The organism is Prochlorococcus sp. MIT 1303, assembly GCF_001631965.1.
In the GTDB taxonomy this organism is placed as follows: domain Bacteria; phylum Cyanobacteriota; class Cyanobacteriia; order PCC-6307; family Cyanobiaceae; genus Prochlorococcus; species Prochlorococcus marinus_D.
Genome location: NZ_LVHK01000024.1, coordinates 36,343 through 53,898 on the forward strand (window position 1 = coordinate 36,343; position 17,556 = coordinate 53,898).

General features: G+C 44.7%; 22 protein-coding genes. 9 read left to right on the forward strand and 13 right to left on the reverse strand.

Annotated elements, in window-relative coordinates:
• Positions 1-51 precede the first annotated feature (51 nt).
• From PMIT1303_RS00690 to PMIT1303_RS00705, 4 genes are all read right to left on the reverse strand, one after another.
• Positions 52-801 carry a phytochelatin synthase family protein gene (locus PMIT1303_RS00690; RefSeq protein WP_063397107.1) on the reverse strand — a complete coding sequence of 250 codons (750 nt, stop codon included), beginning with the start codon at positions 799-801 and terminating at the stop codon, positions 52-54.
• Between the two features lie 206 nt (positions 802-1,007).
• A complete protein-coding gene (locus PMIT1303_RS00695) occupies positions 1,008-1,571 on the reverse strand; it encodes a peroxiredoxin (protein ID WP_063397108.1) in 564 nt (187 codons plus the stop codon).
• Positions 1,572-1,842: 271 nt separating this feature from the next.
• Complete coding sequence (locus PMIT1303_RS00700; protein ID WP_063397109.1) at positions 1,843-2,241, reverse strand: trigger factor family protein; 399 nt, start codon at positions 2,239-2,241, stop codon at positions 1,843-1,845.
• 300 nt (positions 2,242-2,541) lie between these two features.
• Positions 2,542-2,904, reverse strand: coding sequence for a hypothetical protein (locus PMIT1303_RS00705; RefSeq protein WP_063397110.1), 363 nt, complete (start codon positions 2,902-2,904; stop codon positions 2,542-2,544).
• Positions 2,905-3,425: 521 nt separating this feature from the next.
• On the opposite strand from PMIT1303_RS00705, the gene PMIT1303_RS00715 reads away from it, so the two are divergent.
• Positions 3,426-3,719, forward strand: a complete 294-nt coding sequence (locus tag PMIT1303_RS00715) for a DUF1651 domain-containing protein (RefSeq protein WP_063397112.1) — start codon at positions 3,426-3,428, stop codon at positions 3,717-3,719.
• A gap of 533 nt (positions 3,720-4,252) precedes the next feature.
• Here the strand turns inward: PMIT1303_RS00715 and PMIT1303_RS00720 are convergent.
• Positions 4,253-4,570, reverse strand: coding sequence for a hypothetical protein (locus PMIT1303_RS00720; protein WP_063397113.1), 318 nt, complete (start codon positions 4,568-4,570; stop codon positions 4,253-4,255).
• A 647-nt stretch (positions 4,571-5,217) separates the two neighbouring features.
• Between PMIT1303_RS00720 and PMIT1303_RS00725 the strand changes: the two genes are divergently transcribed.
• Positions 5,218-5,436: a hypothetical protein gene (locus tag PMIT1303_RS00725; protein WP_063397114.1), complete on the forward strand. Its 219-nt coding sequence runs from the start codon at positions 5,218-5,220 to the stop codon at positions 5,434-5,436.
• An 84-nt stretch (positions 5,437-5,520) separates the two neighbouring features.
• On the opposite strand, the gene PMIT1303_RS00730 is transcribed toward PMIT1303_RS00725, so the two are convergent.
• Positions 5,521-5,751, reverse strand: a complete 231-nt coding sequence (locus PMIT1303_RS00730) for a hypothetical protein (RefSeq protein WP_155724601.1) — start codon at positions 5,749-5,751, stop codon at positions 5,521-5,523.
• Between the two features lie 26 nt (positions 5,752-5,777).
• On the opposite strand from PMIT1303_RS00730, the gene PMIT1303_RS00735 reads away from it, so the two are divergent.
• The 3 genes from PMIT1303_RS00735 to PMIT1303_RS13860 all read left to right on the forward strand — a co-directional run bounded on the left by PMIT1303_RS00735 (position 5,778) and on the right by PMIT1303_RS13860 (position 6,529).
• Positions 5,778-5,981: a hypothetical protein gene (locus tag PMIT1303_RS00735; protein ID WP_231901158.1), complete on the forward strand. Its 204-nt coding sequence runs from the start codon at positions 5,778-5,780 to the stop codon at positions 5,979-5,981.
• A complete protein-coding gene (locus PMIT1303_RS00740; RefSeq protein WP_197459716.1) occupies positions 5,978-6,163 on the forward strand; it encodes a guanylate-binding protein in 186 nt (61 codons plus the stop codon). The genes PMIT1303_RS00735 and PMIT1303_RS00740 overlap by 4 nt, the downstream gene beginning before the upstream one ends.
• 144 nt (positions 6,164-6,307) lie before the next feature.
• The gene (locus PMIT1303_RS13860; RefSeq protein ID WP_231901160.1) at positions 6,308-6,529 is read left to right on the forward strand and encodes a hypothetical protein; all 222 of its coding nucleotides are present in this window, start codon (positions 6,308-6,310) and stop codon (positions 6,527-6,529) included.
• A gap of 269 nt (positions 6,530-6,798) precedes the next feature.
• Here the strand turns inward: PMIT1303_RS13860 and PMIT1303_RS14180 are convergent, their stop codons facing one another.
• The 3 genes from PMIT1303_RS14180 to PMIT1303_RS13655 form a co-directional block, all read right to left on the reverse strand.
• Positions 6,799-6,927 carry a hypothetical protein gene (locus PMIT1303_RS14180; RefSeq protein WP_255359740.1) on the reverse strand — a complete coding sequence of 43 codons (129 nt, stop codon included), beginning with the start codon at positions 6,925-6,927 and terminating at the stop codon, positions 6,799-6,801.
• Entirely contained in the window at positions 6,924-7,364 is a 441-nt protein-coding gene (locus PMIT1303_RS00750; protein ID WP_063397116.1) for a cupin domain-containing protein, read from the reverse strand. Before PMIT1303_RS00750 ends, PMIT1303_RS14180 begins: the two co-directional genes overlap by 4 nt.
• A gap of 81 nt (positions 7,365-7,445) precedes the next feature.
• The gene (locus PMIT1303_RS13655; RefSeq protein WP_197459717.1) at positions 7,446-7,619 is read right to left on the reverse strand and encodes a hypothetical protein; all 174 of its coding nucleotides are present in this window, start codon (positions 7,617-7,619) and stop codon (positions 7,446-7,448) included.
• A gap of 474 nt (positions 7,620-8,093) precedes the next feature.
• Between PMIT1303_RS13655 and PMIT1303_RS00755 the strand changes: the two genes are divergently transcribed.
• The 4 genes from PMIT1303_RS00755 (at position 8,094) to PMIT1303_RS00770 (ending at position 13,411) form a co-directional block, all read left to right on the forward strand.
• The gene (locus PMIT1303_RS00755) at positions 8,094-8,318 is read left to right on the forward strand and encodes a hypothetical protein (protein ID WP_063397117.1); all 225 of its coding nucleotides are present in this window, start codon (positions 8,094-8,096) and stop codon (positions 8,316-8,318) included.
• Positions 8,319-8,369: 51 nt separating this feature from the next.
• A complete protein-coding gene (locus tag PMIT1303_RS00760) occupies positions 8,370-9,119 on the forward strand; it encodes a sulfotransferase domain-containing protein (protein WP_074159174.1) in 750 nt (249 codons plus the stop codon).
• Positions 9,120-9,207: 88 nt separating this feature from the next.
• Positions 9,208-10,662: a radical SAM protein gene (locus tag PMIT1303_RS00765; RefSeq protein ID WP_063397119.1), complete on the forward strand. Its 1,455-nt coding sequence runs from the start codon at positions 9,208-9,210 to the stop codon at positions 10,660-10,662.
• Between the two features lie 763 nt (positions 10,663-11,425).
• Positions 11,426-13,411 (forward strand): RiPP maturation radical SAM C-methyltransferase, encoded by a 1,986-nt coding sequence (locus PMIT1303_RS00770; RefSeq protein ID WP_063397120.1) that lies wholly within the window; start codon positions 11,426-11,428, stop codon positions 13,409-13,411.
• A gap of 872 nt (positions 13,412-14,283) precedes the next feature.
• Here PMIT1303_RS00770 and PMIT1303_RS13660 read toward each other — a convergent pair.
• The 4 genes from PMIT1303_RS13660 to PMIT1303_RS00785 form a co-directional block, all read right to left on the reverse strand.
• Complete coding sequence (locus PMIT1303_RS13660) at positions 14,284-14,442, reverse strand: hypothetical protein (protein ID WP_197459719.1); 159 nt, start codon at positions 14,440-14,442, stop codon at positions 14,284-14,286.
• Positions 14,443-14,697: 255 nt separating this feature from the next.
• On the reverse strand, positions 14,698-16,167 hold the full coding sequence (locus PMIT1303_RS00775) for a hypothetical protein (RefSeq protein WP_063397121.1): 1,470 nt from the start codon (positions 16,165-16,167) through the stop codon (positions 14,698-14,700).
• Positions 16,168-16,297: 130 nt separating this feature from the next.
• Positions 16,298-16,981 (reverse strand): hypothetical protein, encoded by a 684-nt coding sequence (locus PMIT1303_RS00780; protein WP_063397122.1) that lies wholly within the window; start codon positions 16,979-16,981, stop codon positions 16,298-16,300.
• A 128-nt stretch (positions 16,982-17,109) separates the two neighbouring features.
• Positions 17,110-17,382, reverse strand: coding sequence for a helix-turn-helix transcriptional regulator (locus PMIT1303_RS00785; protein ID WP_063397125.1), 273 nt, complete (start codon positions 17,380-17,382; stop codon positions 17,110-17,112).
• Between the last annotated feature and the right edge of the window lie 174 nt (positions 17,383-17,556).

Consider the following 17,556-nt stretch of genomic DNA (forward strand, 5'->3'; position numbering starts at 1 on the left):
ACAAGTGTCATGAGCAATGATTTTATCAATGATTCTCCCTAATCTTGCACACTATTCAATAACAAGCATCCCTCTCTGCAATCCTGATATGACGTCTAATGTTCGCATTGCTCTCCATAGATCATGTGTTTTTACCCATACAGAAGGATAGCGATATCTGGCAACATCTAGGATTAGAACTTTGTCAGTAACAGCGTCATAAGCTGCTAGTGGAGAGAAGTGTCCACCGCCTTTTTGGCCAATAACCTTTCTGTCATAATTGACAATCAAGCGATCACTTGAATCGTCAAGATTAGTTTTCAGAAGCGATCTAAATGCTGACAGACTAAGGATGTCTCCGTGTAAACGCTTAGATGAAACACCATGATGACTGAGTAGGTTTTGAACTTCTTGAAGTGTCATGCCTTGACGCTTGACTTTGGCTGGTCTAATTACTGCTTGAGATGAATCCGAATCGAAGATATTGTCTTGGGTCCAGAAGTGGTAGTTTCTGAAACCATCGACTGGAGGTGCCGGAATTGCTAGGCTGTTTAGAACCATTACGGCACTGGCAACCCCGCAATAGGCAAGGTTTGATTGGGTCAGAAAAGCTTCCATTAACGAGCCGTAATCTGATACAGACTTGCTTCTTTGCAACAAGACCATTCCTTCTGAGGACGTTATTGGAACTAGTTTTTCCGCTAGGGCAGAATTAGACCATGGGCTTATTATCAAAGCAAAACTCAATAAGCCGATTCTAGGAGAAGTTATCCAGATGAAATGTTTGGCTGTCTTGTATTTTTGAGCAGGATTAAAGAGCATGGCTTCACCTATACTGAGCAGTGCACCATTCTATCTAGTTTCAGACTTGCTTGACAGAAGGAATGAATCCTTACAGTATCAACGCTTTCCGGTGTGCACAACATTGCAGTTAATTTCAAGATATTTGAGCTATTATTTTGACTGTTTGCGATAAGTTTTTCGCCGTTTGGGCAGAAGGTAGATTGTTTCTTTCTCTCGCGATTCATTTATGACTGCTGAAGTTCCTTCAATGCTCGCAGGACATCTTGACTGTGGCGGGATGGACTTACGTCTTCCCAGCGAGCGCGAAGGATGCCATCGGGATCAATCAGAAATGTATGACGTTGGCTGAATGGTGAACTCCATGATCCATACCTTTTGCTTACGACTCCACCTGGGTCAGACAACAGTGTGTATCCAAGCCCTTCGCTGCTACAGAAACTCACGTGTTCTTCGGTGCCATCAGCGCTGACTCCTACAACAGCTGCACCTGCAGCTTTAAAGTCTGAGAGATCTCGCTGGAATCCACGCGCCTCGAGTGTGCAGCCACTGGTGAAGTCGCGAGGGTAGAAGTAAAGAACCAGCCAACTGCCTAGAAAGGCATCACGTTGTAATTTCTCAGCCAGTGCACCTTCTTGAGCAGCGGCCTCTAGCTCAAAGTCTGGGGCTTGAGCGTCTAGAGCAGGAGGCTTTCCCTCCATTGCCACGGCTTGGCTTGGGCGCCCAAGACATTGGCTGATACTCAACACTGCCGCTCCTGTTATGACTCTCAAGAGTTCAGATCGTTTCACCGGTATCAAGCCAACTGCAGAAGAGATTAGTCAGAACAACTGCGCGGCGGAGCTAATGTGGCAAACGAATCTGACGATTGTGATCTCAACCAGTTTGATTTGATTCATGAGTCAATCACCCTTAATTCTTATCTAGTTGACCAACATCTTGCGTTAAATTGAAATCTATAGCTTAGTCACCCCCCCCCCCTATAAGACTACCAACAGTTATTAGTCATGCTCTGATCTTCTTTGTCTCTTTACTCTTTTCAAGTTCTAACCGGTCGGCTTTTCACTCTTCTTCCTGTTTGCTTGCTGAAACCACCTCTGCTTCAAGAGTAAATGTCACACTTTTATCAGGACTGAACCGATCCACAAGAGTTCTAAGTTCTTCTTTGAGCTGCGCCTCAGAAATTGGTTCAATTGATTCTTGAACGATGGCTTCCTTCCATGTCATATCTATCAGCTTCTCTAATGCTGCTGCTTTGATACGTGCGATACCGATCTGCTGAATGATCACTTGCTTAGGAATCTTGCCTGGACGGAAGCCTGGCAGCCTTATCGCGCTACCTAGGCGCGATAAGGCTGCGTCATAACTTGATTTGCAGCGTGCTGCTGGAACCTCTAGCTCTATCGAGATGTGGTTGTCTGGTAACTCATTGATTTTGACTTTCAAGCCCGACTTCGTCATTGGTAAGACTCCTTAAGCAGTGACAACGCAACAGCAGCAGACCCACTAACCCCTACAGCAATGGCACCAGGTCGACGCAGGCTCATTAAAAGGACGTGTGATCTCCTATCCCTCACACTAGTTTGCCCTCGCTGATTTTTCTTAAGCGCTGTTCTGTGTATGCCTCGCTTACTGGAGGTAATTCTTTGTCAATTTGGATCAATCATTTGCAACAAAGCTTAGGAACTATTCATTTGACTGTCGCTAACTACATGCTAATTTGCTAGAGAAGGTGGTAGCCATTCCTAAGCTAAAGTTAACTTATAGAGCTTCACAGTTAAATTCTTGAATTTCACCGAGTGGTGTAAGACCCCTGAAGGTTGGATGTTGATGATCTTCATAGCTCCACCACCATTTGCCATCAGTAAAACTGGTTTCGCCAACGTTGAAGGTTCTTGGTAGCATCAGTTTTGAATTTACTAGGTTGATCACGATAAAAGCCCCAGCATCAAGCTCTTCATATGCTTCTACTCTGCTGTATGCTCCATTCTCATTGTTGTAGATTGTTGTTTCGACAAGACTTCCATCACATGTAAATGAGGTTGATTCCGGAGCCAATGCACTTGGGACTACTGGTGAAATACTGATTAGAAAACTCATCATGAAGCCAAGGAATGTCATCATTAACTCTGTCCTGACTAAACTAACAGGGCTCAACTGATTGATAGTATGGCAAATACGTGCTCTCAAGGTATATATTTTTAAATCATCGCAATAAGTAGAGGCCCCGCGGAAAGTGAGGCTTTACTTGGTGGTTTTTCATTCTGTTGTGGTGAAAATTTTTTCTGCATTCTTCACCGTTGTCTATAGCTTCTGGCAACTTGCCCTGCCAAGTCGTTGCAGGGCTCAATGATGGCTATGGGGTTGATCAAAATTTTCAATTGGACGGGCGTTACCTTTGCGAACCAGGCCAGATGCGTTGCGTGAAGTTGGGCAGCTCTGCGAAGGAGTGTTTTTGATGCCTGGGCAAGGCGCAAATCTCACAGCGCGATTTTGAAATGGGTTTTCGGGTCGTCGCGATCGTCCGGAGGAAGGCCTAATCAAGGGCATGTAGGGGCGTAGCCAACAAGATCAGCGTGCAGTCCATCGTCACTATTGACAGACTTCAGGAGCGAGGCTAGTACAGGCGTACTTTCGTTGGTGTCATGCAAAGCCCTCCAGTGCAGCAGGTCAATGGCTGGCTCATCAGTCCTGATGGCCATTTCTGCTATCGCTTCCACCGCGATGCAAACAGTTGGATAAGAAATCCCTTCGTTTTTGTTGATCAATGGAGTGCACAAATGGATGGAACTCCATCGCACATGAAACTGCGCCTGAGGCTTCCTTTGGATCAAGCCCTTGAACTATGTGGTCAGATGCTTCTTGATGGATGGCAAAAACTGACGACTCCATGCGGGGAAGACCCAGACCCTCAGCTCACAGAAGAGATCGCCGCATGACCCAGAATGAACTCGCCATGAGATTGGCTCGAATATTGCTACTTAAAGAGGGTGGTGGCACCTTAGAGAGCTTTGAATCCTTGCTTTGCTTGCGGAGTTATTTTTCCGAATTGACGCTTGATGAGTTGCATCAAATCGCAATTGAGTATGGGATTGAGGCCTAGAGACTCTGGCGATGACGAAGGAAAAGCCCTGGTTTTGACTAGGGCTCTTGGTTTGCATCAACAAGCGAATTGATCTTGAAGGCTCCTGGAAACGACGCTTTCAATCCAGCGACAACCAGGACTTGTTGAAGGGCTGAGGGGTAGTGCCATTCGTAGCGGCAAAAGCATGTTCATCTTCCGCGGGCAATGAGCCTTGACTGGCCCATCAGCTCTCTGGAACCTTCTCGGTGGATTTAGTAGGGCATGGTTCGAGTTGTCTTGCTCATGATCAATGGTCTCGATGATTCGCAGAAAAAAATGACATCGGTCACAGCATTAATCCATCCTGATCCATCGGCAATCTTTTGTTTTGCTTTTTGCTAGTTGCTATCAATTCGATCGCGTTAGAGAGGTACTCGTGCTCGCGAGCAGGCGGGTCTCTGCAAAAACGCGGCATTCGCGGCCCAGTTCGTAGACTTGGTGGGTGAGGATTGTCCATTCTTTGAGATGGATGTGCCAACGAGCTTGCACATTTGAAACTTGCTCAGCCCAGGAGACAATTCCACTGCTTCGCTCTGAGTTTCTTTTGCGCTCTACTTCCAGCTCTGTAAGCAGTTCATTGCGTGTCCAGGCTTTACCCGTGGTGGGGTTGTTGGGGATTGGTGTGTTTGCAGCCATGGTGTTTTTATCGGCAACGTGAACAAGCATAGTACACCTGTATTGGCAACATGTGGACGGGCAGCCTGCCCCTGGCGACAGCTTTGGCATCGATCCATCTGTCAAGGAAGAGGTAAGAAGCCGGGAGGAATGTCAATTGATGCCAGATCTTTTGTGTTGGCGAGGGTGCTCGCGTTGGTCGCTCCATGCTTAGGGCCAATGTTTAGAGCGATGGCTTATTTGTACTTCTTGCTTGGATTTGGCCTCGCTGGCGAATTGCATCGCCCAGACGACTGAAATTCATGCTTTGGCCCATAGGGCGGGAGGCCCAAGGGCGCTAGCTTCTGGAAGGCTTTAATACCTTAGGAACCTGTTAGTGTGATATCCTAGTTGCGTAGACTCTTTGTTGATGCATGTATTAGCTCTAGGGTCAGCTGTTAAATGGCCGCAAATACAGCGATGCAGCAGGTTTTGCTCGAGCCTAAGTATGCCAAGTTCGCAGCAACACTCTCCCCTATGAGATTGGAGTGAGTGCCCCTGCTTGATAGCACTCCTTCTGCTCACCCAAATGCCCCTGATCATCGCTCCTGCAGATGTTCAGGCTTTGATGTGTGAGTTAGTTCACATTGAATTGAGATCAAGACCCCTAGCTGAGAGGCTTTTTTGTTGCTATTAAGAGCCAACAAAAATTCTTCGACATGCCAGCAACACTCAAACTCGTGGATAACTACTCTCCAGTAACACTCACTGAAGAGCAAAAGGCAGCATTGGCTCGTGCAAGAGACCCTCAAGCAACAAGCGTTGATGAGTCAGTGAACCTCTTGAAGACGGTGTACTTAAGTGCCGAACCAGAGAATTGGGATGACACCACTGAATCAGAATGGAATTGTGTCGCCACCTGTATCCGTGCTGCTTAGGCAGGCTGATCAGCAATCCTGTATACAGTGAGGCAAAACAGCGCGATAAAAACGCCGAGTGTGATCGTGTAAAAATCCACCTGATTAAGCTCTAGCCTTGGCATAGATGGGTTGAAGCGTCCCACCGTTGTGATCATCATCATCTTCGTTATCGAAGAACGAGAGGCCTAATAAAAGTGCGCTTACTGGCAGTAAAGGGAATAGCGCAGCCAGTTGACCACTACTTAGAACAGGTTGCACTGCATCCCAAGCGGACCAAACAATCCAGAGTGATGTGAAGAGGATGAAGGAGAGGGTGAGCTTTGATTGAGGCATTGAATGTGCCTGCCAAAAGACGTTCCATGACAATGACAAAAAAACAACGCCAATGTGGGGGCTTTGGGGCCTGCGTTGGTACGGATAGCCGAGGCTTTATTGCTACTTATCTAAGCCCAAAGCATCGATTATCGAAGTGGTTTCAAGCGGTCTCAGGCGGTCTTGCTGTCATCGTTAATACAACAGAGTTCAATCACTCGCCTGATCATCCAGGGATCGCGTTGTTGTGATCCCTGCATCTGAGTACGAAAAGCTGCAAGAGCGTCAGAACGCTGAACGCCTTGCTTGCCTAGAGGCTCGCAAAGCAGATTGTCTCGGAGTTGTTGAACAGCTCGAGAAGCGGATTGCTGAATTGCAGTCTTCTCTGCCAGCAGCAGAGAAGGATAAAGAATTGGCGGCAGCTGAAATCTGACCGCTAGCACCAGGTGGTGAGAACACCTGGTAAGGGGGGATACAAAGGGCCTCTGCTGCAAGCGAGGGGCTTTTGTTCTGCACGATTGAAACTCGCGATTGAATGAACCAGCAGTATTCTCTTTTTTTGAGACTGTTGTCTTGCTTGACGCAAGCCAGGCTGAACTGGGCGCAAGATGGTTGGGGCCTTGTTGGTGATGCTGAATCTTCAGTCAATCACTCAACAGATTTGGCAGGACACACCGACTTGATATTCACAGTTTTGAGCAGAGTTGTTGAGTTCTTGGGCTGTGCTCAGCTTTGTGGGCGAGAAGGACATTGGTTTGTTCAAGATCTTGTTGTCGATCCAATCGACAATCATCTCTAACCTCTGTTCATTCCAACAGGGCAAAGATTTTGGGGCACAAAGGCAGCGGCTGCTCTATGGCAAGCAATAAAAAAGACCCTCGCAGGAGAGCGACGGGTCTGGGTGATGGGGAAATCAACTTTTAGGCAAAAATGATCAAAAAAACAAGCTTCCACTACAAGTGGTGCTGGAAACTCAATATAAATGCATTTAAACCTAAATATAGTGTGAAGACCATCACCTTCACCCTTGACAGCCACTATTCTCTTTCCGTGGCCGGGTGATGGGGATCAGTCGGTTTTTGCACAAATCCGCCCCCTTGTTAGCTGGGGGGCTCTTTTATTGCCTATATAAAAACCTGCGCAGGCGCGATGTGCAAGAGGGGCTGTCACCAACACTGCCAACAGTTCTGGCTTCACTCAGTTTTGACAGGTTGCTTGAGCGGCACTCCTTCTACCCCTGCCCAAGCAACAAACACAACGTCATCTTCATTGCCAATGTTTTCACAGGCGTGTTGGGTGTCTCCGGTCGAGGCAACAAAGGCTTCTCCTCGCCTGAACTCCCTTGCCTTACCAGACTCTGTGAGTGTGCACTTGATCCAACCTTTCTCGACATACACGACACCAGGTTGAGGGTGTGTGTGGACTGGGGTTTTGGCACCAGGCGGAAAAACAGCTCTTATCAATGTCATCTCAGCTTTGCCTTGCGGATAGCTGAACCGATCCCCATTCCATGATTCTTTTGAAGACACCAAGACATCAGATCTGATCGGTGCACTGGCCTGATCCTTCGTGTTGCTGCAACTGACAGCCAATAAACCAGCGAGGCAGATGGTCGAGACGATGAGAGTTCGCATAGGACATAAAAAAGCGGCTCCCTTGAGGAAAGGCCGCTGATGTGATGTGATGTGATGTGATTTCTAGGAGATTTAAGTGATTTATATGGTGTAGTCAACCCCTCGATCGGTGTGGTTGTGGGCACCAAGTTTCGCTGGGGATTGATGAACTGAGGTGTAGTCAATTCCTCGATAGCTTTTCGCCATCAGGAATTGGGAATGAGACAGGGCAGCTTGCTTTTGAGCTTTGCGCTGAATCATGAAGAGGATGTTCATCGAACGCTCCTGCAGTGCTTAAGCCTCCGTTGCCTGGCATACATAAGTCTGACTGCGCCACGGGACGGGGACAAAGTTTGGAAAGACTATAAAGACGTTTGCCTGGCATTTCAGCTCAGAGGGATCTGGTCTCAAGATCGTCGACAATCGGCAGCAAGGCTTTTGTTACAACTCTGTAACCTAGCGCTCTCTACTTTTCAATTGAGAAGCAATGGGAATTTGAACTCTGAGTAAGCTAGGCGAATATTTCCAGGCTAATGTACGAAATGTCTAATGTTGAAATTAATTCATGATTGATTGGCTGTTCTAAAAAATAATGAACCCTGACTAGGAATTAATTCCGAGTCAATGCGCCAACAAGAAGGTTTCAATGGTAAGCTTTTATTAAGATGCGAAGTTTTTTGATTATTTCTGTGCTAAATATTTGATTGACTAAACAAAATTCTTTAGTCGGTCGTCTGCACTTTTCTAATCATGACTTCTCCAGACTCTGGGAATAATCAGGAAGATGAAAACCTGGATGTTGAGCTGACTGATGAAGAATTTGAGCAAATTGCTGGAGGCCTACGGGCTTTAAAGGAATTCAAAATGAAAAATGCCAATTTGATGGGCAAGCCATTTAGAATCAAAAATAAAGCAGGAATGGACGTGAGAGTAGATCAAGGAATGATTTATGGCGGAGCTCATTACCCAAACTGAGCTGACATGATTAATTGCGAAAATTTATACTCAGAATGAAAATAACTATGGATGTCTAGATTATTCATAAACTCTATCCCCAGAAGCGGTACGCACCTTTTGATGAGATGCATATCACATTTTCCGAATTATAAATCAGGTATTTCTTGTCCAGGCCTTATTCCATATTTGTCTTCCTACCACAGTTATAGAGAATTATTGGACTTGCTCTCAACATTATCAGTAGAAAAAAATAATTTTATTTTTGGACATTTACCTTTCTCAAAAACTGTAAGTAAACTCTTGGAAGAGGAGCATGTTGTAGTTTTGATTCCAATTCGGGATCCTAGAGACGTTATAATTTCACAGATGAATTATATTATGTCCAATAAGAACCACTCATTGAATTCGTACTTTGCAAGCTTGTCGAGCAACATAGAGAGGCTAAAAGCATTAATAATTGGTGTCGACTCCCCGGTCAAAAAACAGCGCTTATTACCAATTAACGAAATATACCGTCAAATGAAGGGATGGACAAAAAATCCACGTTCACTGGTTGTGTATTATGAAAACCTTGTAGGGCCAAGAGGAAAGGGCAGTGAGTTGAAGCAGAAAAATGAAATTTACAAGATTTCAAATAAAATAGGAGTATCTCTACGAAAATCAGATATTGAGAATATATGTGATCAAATTTATTGCCCCCAAACACCTGGGTTTCGAAAAGGTGTCGCCGGAGATTGGCAGAATGAATTAGGCCCTGATATTTTGGAAACTTTTAATCTTTGTGCACAAGAAACTCTTCTAGAATGGAATTATAACTAAAATACCGATTTTTAAATCGTATGAATTCTTGCTAAATCTGTACTAAACGTATGGCTGGCCATCAACATTATTAAACCCGACTAATGCCATGAGAAAACCTCGAGAAGCACTTGCCGAACAATCAGGACAATCGAAGCGATTGCGTGTTTCTAGTAATATTGGGGAAAACGTTTTCTCTATCATACCTGTAGAAGCACTTGCCGAACAATCAGGACAATCGAAGCGATTGCGTGTTTCCAAGTACCTGCGAAATTTTGAATATGGGGGCAAACATTTTCTCTATCATTCCTGCCTAGGTAATCCGATAGAGGTAGTTGAAGATTATCCTGATTTTATTGAGGCAATTAATAGTGGTGTTACTTTAGAACAATTAAATGTATTACCTGAGATAAAGAAGGAAGTTGAACAGTTAATAGAATTGAGCCTGGTAGAGTTCTCCGATGAGCCGGATTTAATCGAACGAGGAATAATAGAGAATGATGAATTAATAGAGACTGGCAAGTTAGTCAATATGCTTGTTCTTGATGTGAGCACCAGATGCAATATGGGTTGTAGTTACTGCAATGTTCATAAGACTCAGGACAAGCATGATATCAATGGTGGTTTAATGGATTTTGACATAGCAAAAAAATCAGTTGATGAATATATCAAACTTGTGATTGAATCAGGCAAAAAGACTGCTTCTATTAGTTATTTTGGTGGCGAACCTTTTCTTAACTACAAGATGCTGAAGAGGCTTATGAGATATGTTTATTCTCTGAGGAGGATTTACCCCCAATTAAGTATTTACCATGGTGTTAGTACTAATGGTACTATTATTGACGATGAAATACTAAAAGATCTCAAAGACCTTGAAGTTAGGGTTGCAATAAGCCTAGACGGATTACAATTAGATAACGATCAAAAGCGTTCATTTTCTAACGGTAAAGGTACTTTTTGGATAGTTGAACAAAATCTTAAAAAGCTCGTTAAGCAAAAAATTGACGTTGAAATCGTCACTACCATATCAGAACATAACGCCTTCTCGATACCTAAGTTTGTAGATTTTCTTGTAGATATTGGAATTAAAGATTTGAGTCTTAAGAGCTGTGCGTATAGAGATTATGAGGATAACCAGCGTAGAGATGTCTATGAAGCAGTCATCACAGGAGTCCATTATGCAAAAAAGAAGGGGATCAGGGCCAGAGAGGGCCATGGTGATCTTGATTACACTAGAGGCTGTCAGGGATTAGGTGGAATACTTTGTGTTGAGCCTTCAGGAGATGTATTTGCATGCCCCGAAGGAATAAGAATTAAACTTGGTGACTTCGATAGCCTTAGTTCAATACCAAAAAAGAGTCAGGAGTATCGCTTTGTTTCTTCTAGAATTACAGGCAATCTTCCTGACTGTCGTGGTTGCGATGTAGAAGGATTGTGTCGTGGTGGTTGCGCCGGGCAATCTGAATACAATTTTGATGATATATACAAAGTTGACAAATCTGCATGCGAGTCAATTCGTAGGAATATAAAACGAAACCTAGCAATAAGAGCTAGTTTTGATTGAATTATTCGCGTAACATTATCAATAAGTTCTGGTTGTCACCACAAATACTTAAACCTCGCCCATTCGGCGACTTGATTTGGTAATAACTAATAAAAATCTCCCCATAGCTACATTGTTTGACTGTCGAAATGGGATGATAGCGTAGATAATCTGTGCAGTTTGATTCTCAATCGTTGACTGATCATGGGCAATATTTTACTTTTCATGTATCCATGAGTGAATCTTTTTTTATGTGAATTGAATCGTACGGACCTTGCTTAAATATTCAAACTCTTTTTGTTGAATATAATCAGTAATATATGAATTCTTATTCTTCTGGATGTTATTAATTCGATCCATTAGCAATATCCCAATATTGGCTCCTGATTATTCCTATTCATGTACGTTTTCCTCATCTTTTATTTCTTTGCCATGACTGCAGATATTTGAAAACTATTGCCATCAAGCTTTGGTAGAAATGCAGTCAAGACTCATAGGCATGTAATGAGGATTATCCGCCTCGTCGATAATGAGTGCTAAAAATTTTTCCAACGATGGTTTCCCTCTGTTGTTGACTGTGATTCAAAGTTGCTTGTCATTGTACATATTCAGTCATATGTCTTTGATCTGTCTATTTTGTCATGTGAATTTACCATCTCTCTCTCCTCAAAAAGTTGGTAGCTTTGGAACGTACCATTGAAATCGGGTTGTATCTTTTATGATTCAAATACTAAATTTATTTGTAAATAGCTAGCATGATTCGTATCTTTGAATAAGATTAGTTATGAATAAGCCAGAGCTTGGGATGTTAAATGAAAATAATTTACCGTCAGGTTTGAACGAGGTCGGCTCAGTAGATGTTGTTTTCGCTCAAATGCCTTATCATGCTCTAACACACCCTGCTTTGGGTCCTAGTATATTAAAGACTTGTCTTCATAATGTAGGTATAAAGTCAAGAATAAATTATTACTACCTTAAGTTCGCTCAGATTATCGGACTGGATAGATATTGCCAAATGCTTAATTCCAAAAGTGAAACACTCAAGGGAGAGTGGACTTTTGCACGTTCGGCGTTTGGTTCTACTTTTTTGACTGACCGGGAGAACGATATTGGTGATCAATACCCTTATATTTCACAAGAGATGGTAGAAATTGAGCATCTTACTAGTGGCTGGATTATGCAGGTGGCTCGAGATATTTTGAGATATAGGCCACGAATATTAATCGCAAGTTCAATGTTTCAACAGAATCTAGCCTGCCTGGCATTAATCAAGGCTGTTAAATCGATATCCCCCCAAATCATTACCGTCATGGGTGGTCCTAATACTGATGGCGTACTAGGACTTGCTCTTTTGCGTCGTTGTAACTTGCTCGACTTTATATGCACTGGCGATGGTGAAGTCACACTTCCAGAATTGTGCATCAGCATTTTAAATCGGCAATTAAATACTGAGCTACCCGTTGGTGTTTATGCACAATACAATGTTCAAGATTATAAAGGTATGTTTGAAGGAGATTTTCCCCGTGGATTGCTCACAGACCTTGACCTCAGTCCCTATCCTGATTTCTCTGACTATTTTGAACAACTAGAAGATTGCTCTTTTTTAGTAAAGCCAGGGATATTGCTTGAGTCCTCCCGAGGTTGTTGGTGGGGGCAACGCAAGCAATGTACATTTTGTGGTCTTAATGGGACAAGTATGTCATACCGCTTAAAGTCTCCAGATCACACATTGGATATGCTTAAACATACGACAGCCAAATATAGAATTGACAAAGTATTTTTTGTTGATAACATTCTTTCTAAATCGTATCTTGATGACTTCATTCCGAGGCTTCACCCAGAGCAACTTTCATTGTTTTACGAGATAAAAGCTAATGTATCGGAATCTCACATTAAAACCCTTGCCGAAGGTGGAGTCCGTTTTGTGCAGCCTGGAATTGAATCTCTATCTACACACCTACTTAAGCTCATGCGCAAGGGTTCTTCCACTCTTGTCAATATCAAATGTCTGAGATTATGCAGAGAATATGGAATACGCCCAAATTGGTCATTGTTGTCTTCATTTCCAGGAGAGGAACTTAAGTGGTATCAGGATATGATAGATCTGATGCCTAAGTTGTTTCACTTAAGGCCTCCTGACGGGATCCATCCGATACGCTTTGATCGCTTCAGTCCATACGTGGATAATCCCAAGGAATGGAAATTAAATCTCAATCCTAGTGACGCCTATCAGTATATATATCCACCATATCAAGATAGTCATGTTGACATTGCGCGCTTCTTTCAGCACCAAGTTACTAAGACCGACTTGTTTGGTAAGGAATCCTGGCATTCTGTTCACTGGGACACAGAAGCTTGTGTCAATGAATGGATAAATACTTGGATTAATAGCAATAAAACGAATAATTCGCCTCCTTACCTCGTTATTGCCTTAGACGAAGATGATCAGTGGTCTATTCGTGATACACGTCAAATTAATACCCCGGAAATTATCACACCAATAGACGTTGCTCTCGTTAATTTGCTTCAATATTGCAGGGATGGTAAATCTCCATCACTATTGCCTCGGCTCGTTACTTCTGGCTTGCTAGGCGATTCTCGCCACCTCAGCCAAGTACTTGATTTAGCATGCGCTAACTCTTGGTTGATCTTAGTCGATGGTCAGTACTTAACTCTTGCTCAAAATCATAATTATGCACCTCCACATCCTTCATGTTTTCCAGCTGGCGTTTATCAATCATCAGACGTTAAGGTACACCAGCTGTTTTGATTTAATGCAACGGGTGTACTACATAATCTACACTTCCTTGAGTATTTTTATACTAATAATTTATAATCCATCTCTCTATCCAGCTCAAATCTAGCTTTCTATTTATCAACTTGCCATGGGATATTATTAGAGCTTACCTCTATTTTAAGTCTCTTCTTCTTTTTACTTAAAATAATAAGTAGTCTTTCTTGCTATCACGCCTGCCTTAATTAGAAGTGTTATGTTTAGGCTTTGTTGTAATTAAGTAATTCATTTGTTGTGTTTTTTTTGCAGGCGGCCCTCGGCATGTCTCATCATTTATTCGTGTTGCGGCTATACCCATTCCCCGCATGATTTCAAAAGTTACAGGAGCAAAATATTTCCTTTTTTTTGCTAACAGCCTCTTCCCATAGAAAACAATCGTCTCTAGTATCTTTTCCTGACCTGGCTTGCCTGGGCTTTAGGCGTGATGATCCCCTCAGCACTTTCTGCTGTTCTCTCAATGCTTCCTAGATCCCTGGTTTGAGATTTCGCTATTTTTTGCCACCTTTTTCGCTTCCCTTTTGGTGGTTGCCCCTTCTGCTTGTAGCGCTTTTGACTGGAAAACTGTTTGTTTACATCTTATTTTTGGTATTGAATAAATGCTGGCAAATGTTTGCTATCATTGCCATTGTCCCTCAATATTTATAGTCAACCAATTCGATCCTAGGTTGTTTGCTTTTGATTTTAGAATTAGATATTCACTTTTAATGGTCTTCAGTTTATTCCTGCCTTCTCTAATTGTACCCCAGGCGAAGATGTGTGCTCGCATAGCAAATAAAAAAGCGGCTTCCTCGAGGAAACCGCTGATGTGATGTGATTTAGATGAGTTTTAAACGACTCATATGCTGTAGTCAAACCCTCGATCGGTGTGCGTGGACAGCGAGTTTCGCTGGCGATTGATGAGCTGAGGTGTAGTCAATTCCTCGATAGCTTTTCGCCATCAGGAACTGGGAATGAGACAGGGCAGCTTGCTTTTGTGTTTTGCGCTGAATCATGGAGAGGATGTTCATCGAACGCTCCTGCAGTGCTTAAGCCCCCGTTGCCTGGCTTAAGTCTGACTGCGCCCCGGAACGGGGCCAACGGTTGGGAAGAGTCTACAGGTGTTTGTTTGGCATTTGTGGGATGTGCCTCCCTGTCCATCCCAAATAGGAGTTCAGGCTTTTGTAATCCTCTAGGCATGATGCCGATTATTGATGGTTGCGATCGCTTTGGGATTGACTGCAAAGTTGAAGGCTTTGCTTTTGCCTTGTTGTTTAGACGAACACCTATCTCAGTGCTTGGTTTGCTGCTTCGATCATGGCTTCACCGCGCCGGTGGATCTCATTGGCGTAGTCGGTCCAGGTGCCTTGGCCCCAATAGCGGAAGCAACTGGTTTCTAGCAGTAGCAGGTAGAGCAGAGCTTCTTGATAGTGCGGGGTGTGCGTGATTGCTGGATGCTTTGTCACCAAGGGATCAAACCGCTGGTGAAACTTTGCGCTGAGGCTGTTGATCGGTTCCAGCACATTTTCATAGCCCTTGATCCAGCTGAGATTATTGGTCCAGGATGCGCCGTCCATCGAGAAGGAGTGATCTGTTTCTTTGAGGTCGCTGATGGCCGCTTCGATTGATTCGGGGTTGATGGGGCTGTCAGTGTTATGCCACAGCTTGTGTTGCTGTATCGCCTGAATCTTCGGGTAATCAGAGGCTTCCACACCGGCGGCCTCCAGCAACTCCAGATATTCAGTGCCGTTGAGCGCAACTGTGCTTACAGGATCAACCTGGGAGGCGATCGTGCGATGGGCTTGGATAAAGGCGGCTGGAAACTCATTCATCATCACGCCTCCATTTTCTCCGTCGGCAATTTGAGAGACCAATGATGGAATCGATTTGCCTGCCAGTGATTGTCTGCCCAGGCCTAATGCTTCGTGATAGGGCTGCATCTGTCCTACCAATTTGGTGTCTGAGCCCTGGGTTTTGATCAACGCCACAATGCTGACTGTTTCCCCTCTGGAGTTACGAGCCACAAGTTGATTGGGGCCGTATTTCTGTGCATGGCGAAGGCATGAGCCATCGAAGTTTTCAACGCTGTTTTCTTGAACAAGGAGCCAACGGTATCCGCAATCTCTGAGGGCTTTCACCAATTCATAGAGGGTGTCTGGATGGTTGGGAAGGTGCATTTCCGGTGGCGAGAAACCCTTCACTCGTTGCAATGCCTGCCGCCCAAACATGGCAGCGAATTGATGCTGCCAGGCCAGGATTTGTAGCTTTAGATCTGGAATTGGAGTTGAGGGTGCAACGGCATGGCTCCAAAAGGTGCCGAGCCATTCCACATGGGGTTGAAGCGTGGGATCGCATGCCAGACGTTTAAGCGCCTCGAGAATGTCGACACGGCCCATTTGCTCAACACCCCAGAGCAAGTTGCCTGAGTAATCCAGCATGATGCGAGGGTTGCATCCCTCTTCAATCAGTTGGGGAATGATGTCTGCGAGGCGCTTGTAGCAATGGGCAAAGGGTTCGGCGTTGTGGTTATCGCCTTCTTCGCTGTGCTCCAGCATGTATTGCAGATGCGAGATCAGTTCTCCATTCGCACCTGCTGGAATCGTGGGCTGATGCATGTGGAGGGCACAGGCAAAGGCTGACTGAAACTGCTCCGGCTTGCGATTGCTATGCGTGAGCACAGCGGGATTAGCTTGTTGAACCAGGGCAAGAATTTCGGCTTCGTAGCCAGCGATCGGAGGCAAGCTTTGCTTGGGCATCAACTTTTGTTTGCGGTAGTACGGGCCTGGTAGAGCTTCAAGCAGGCGCTGATCAAGGCGAGACTTGAAGGGGGGCTAGCCGGTTGCCTGTCAGCTGGAATGTGGCGAAGCGGCTTGGTTCCCTACACCCCTACAGCGTGTTGACGTTGTTCTGAGTGAAATCGACATTTTTTTCGCCGATCAACGTCTTGAGATCTTCCGGTGGTAGCCAACGCCTGTTGGCGCCATGTTTAAACGCGAAGCGAAGGAATTCTGCTGCGTACTGAATGCGAAGTCTTCTGCTTGTGGAGCCGGGCTCTCCTCCATGACGTTCGATCAATGCTTTCAAAAGCGTGTAGCCGGAGCTGGGTTCAGGTTGGCTTGTGAGAATAACGACTGTACGGGCAAGGGGAGTGCGGTAGTTACGGTTCCAAACCCGAGCTCCATTTTTGCTTTTACTTGTTTTATGTGATTTGAATTTTTTGAGTAGTCGTTCCCAATCGAATTCACCATCAGCTCCAGACTCGTTTCTTTGTTTCACCAACTCGTAGGCATCAGTCAATCCTTTGCCCTGATCTTTCATTAACTCAGAGATCTCAGTTGAAATTTTCAAGATCCAATCAGCGCTTGTTGCGATCCATGGAACGAAATCAGGATCGGTCTTGGCCTTTGGACCGAGGATGATGCTGGTGCGGGAGCCATCGTCGAAGCGCACAGTCAGCTGAACCCTCTGGAGAAGACCGTCACCAACGCCACGAACCATCCATCCATCGCCACATTGTCGGCGGATCCGGTCGCGCAGGGCTGTGATCCATTTCGCTGACTTATCGGCCATTGGGATCCTGTTGCACCACAAGCTGTTGGATTGTTCTTGTCAATTCAACAGTGTTGCGGCTGCATCCTCAAGCCGCTGGGGCTTTTGCTTTGGTCTGCTGATCAGGTTCATCACTAGCAACAACATCATTACTCGCAGTCAATCGTTGGTTTCTGGCATTGCTCGGCTAAAGATGAAAGCCAATCCTGCAAGATACCAAGGGCTTTTGGCTCTAAGCGGTAATAAACCCAACGACCACTCTGCCGATCAACAATCAAACCAGCATCTTTTAAGACCTTGAGATGAAAGGAAAGGCGTGATTGGCCAAGACTTAACTCATTAATAAGATCACACACACAACGTTCACCACAGGCAAGCTCCTCGATCACTTGCAGACGAATAGGGTCTGCAAGTGCCTTCATTAAAGTTCTGGCACGACTTGAATCAAGCAAATGTGGTGGTGCGATTGTCACTTGCTGACCAAGCCAACGGCACTACGAGCTTTGTCGAGAATTTTGCCTTGAAGGGGAACGAAGCCCAACCCATCAGCTTGCGCCTGAGCCTCATCACTCAACATGTAGTCAAAGGTTGTTTTG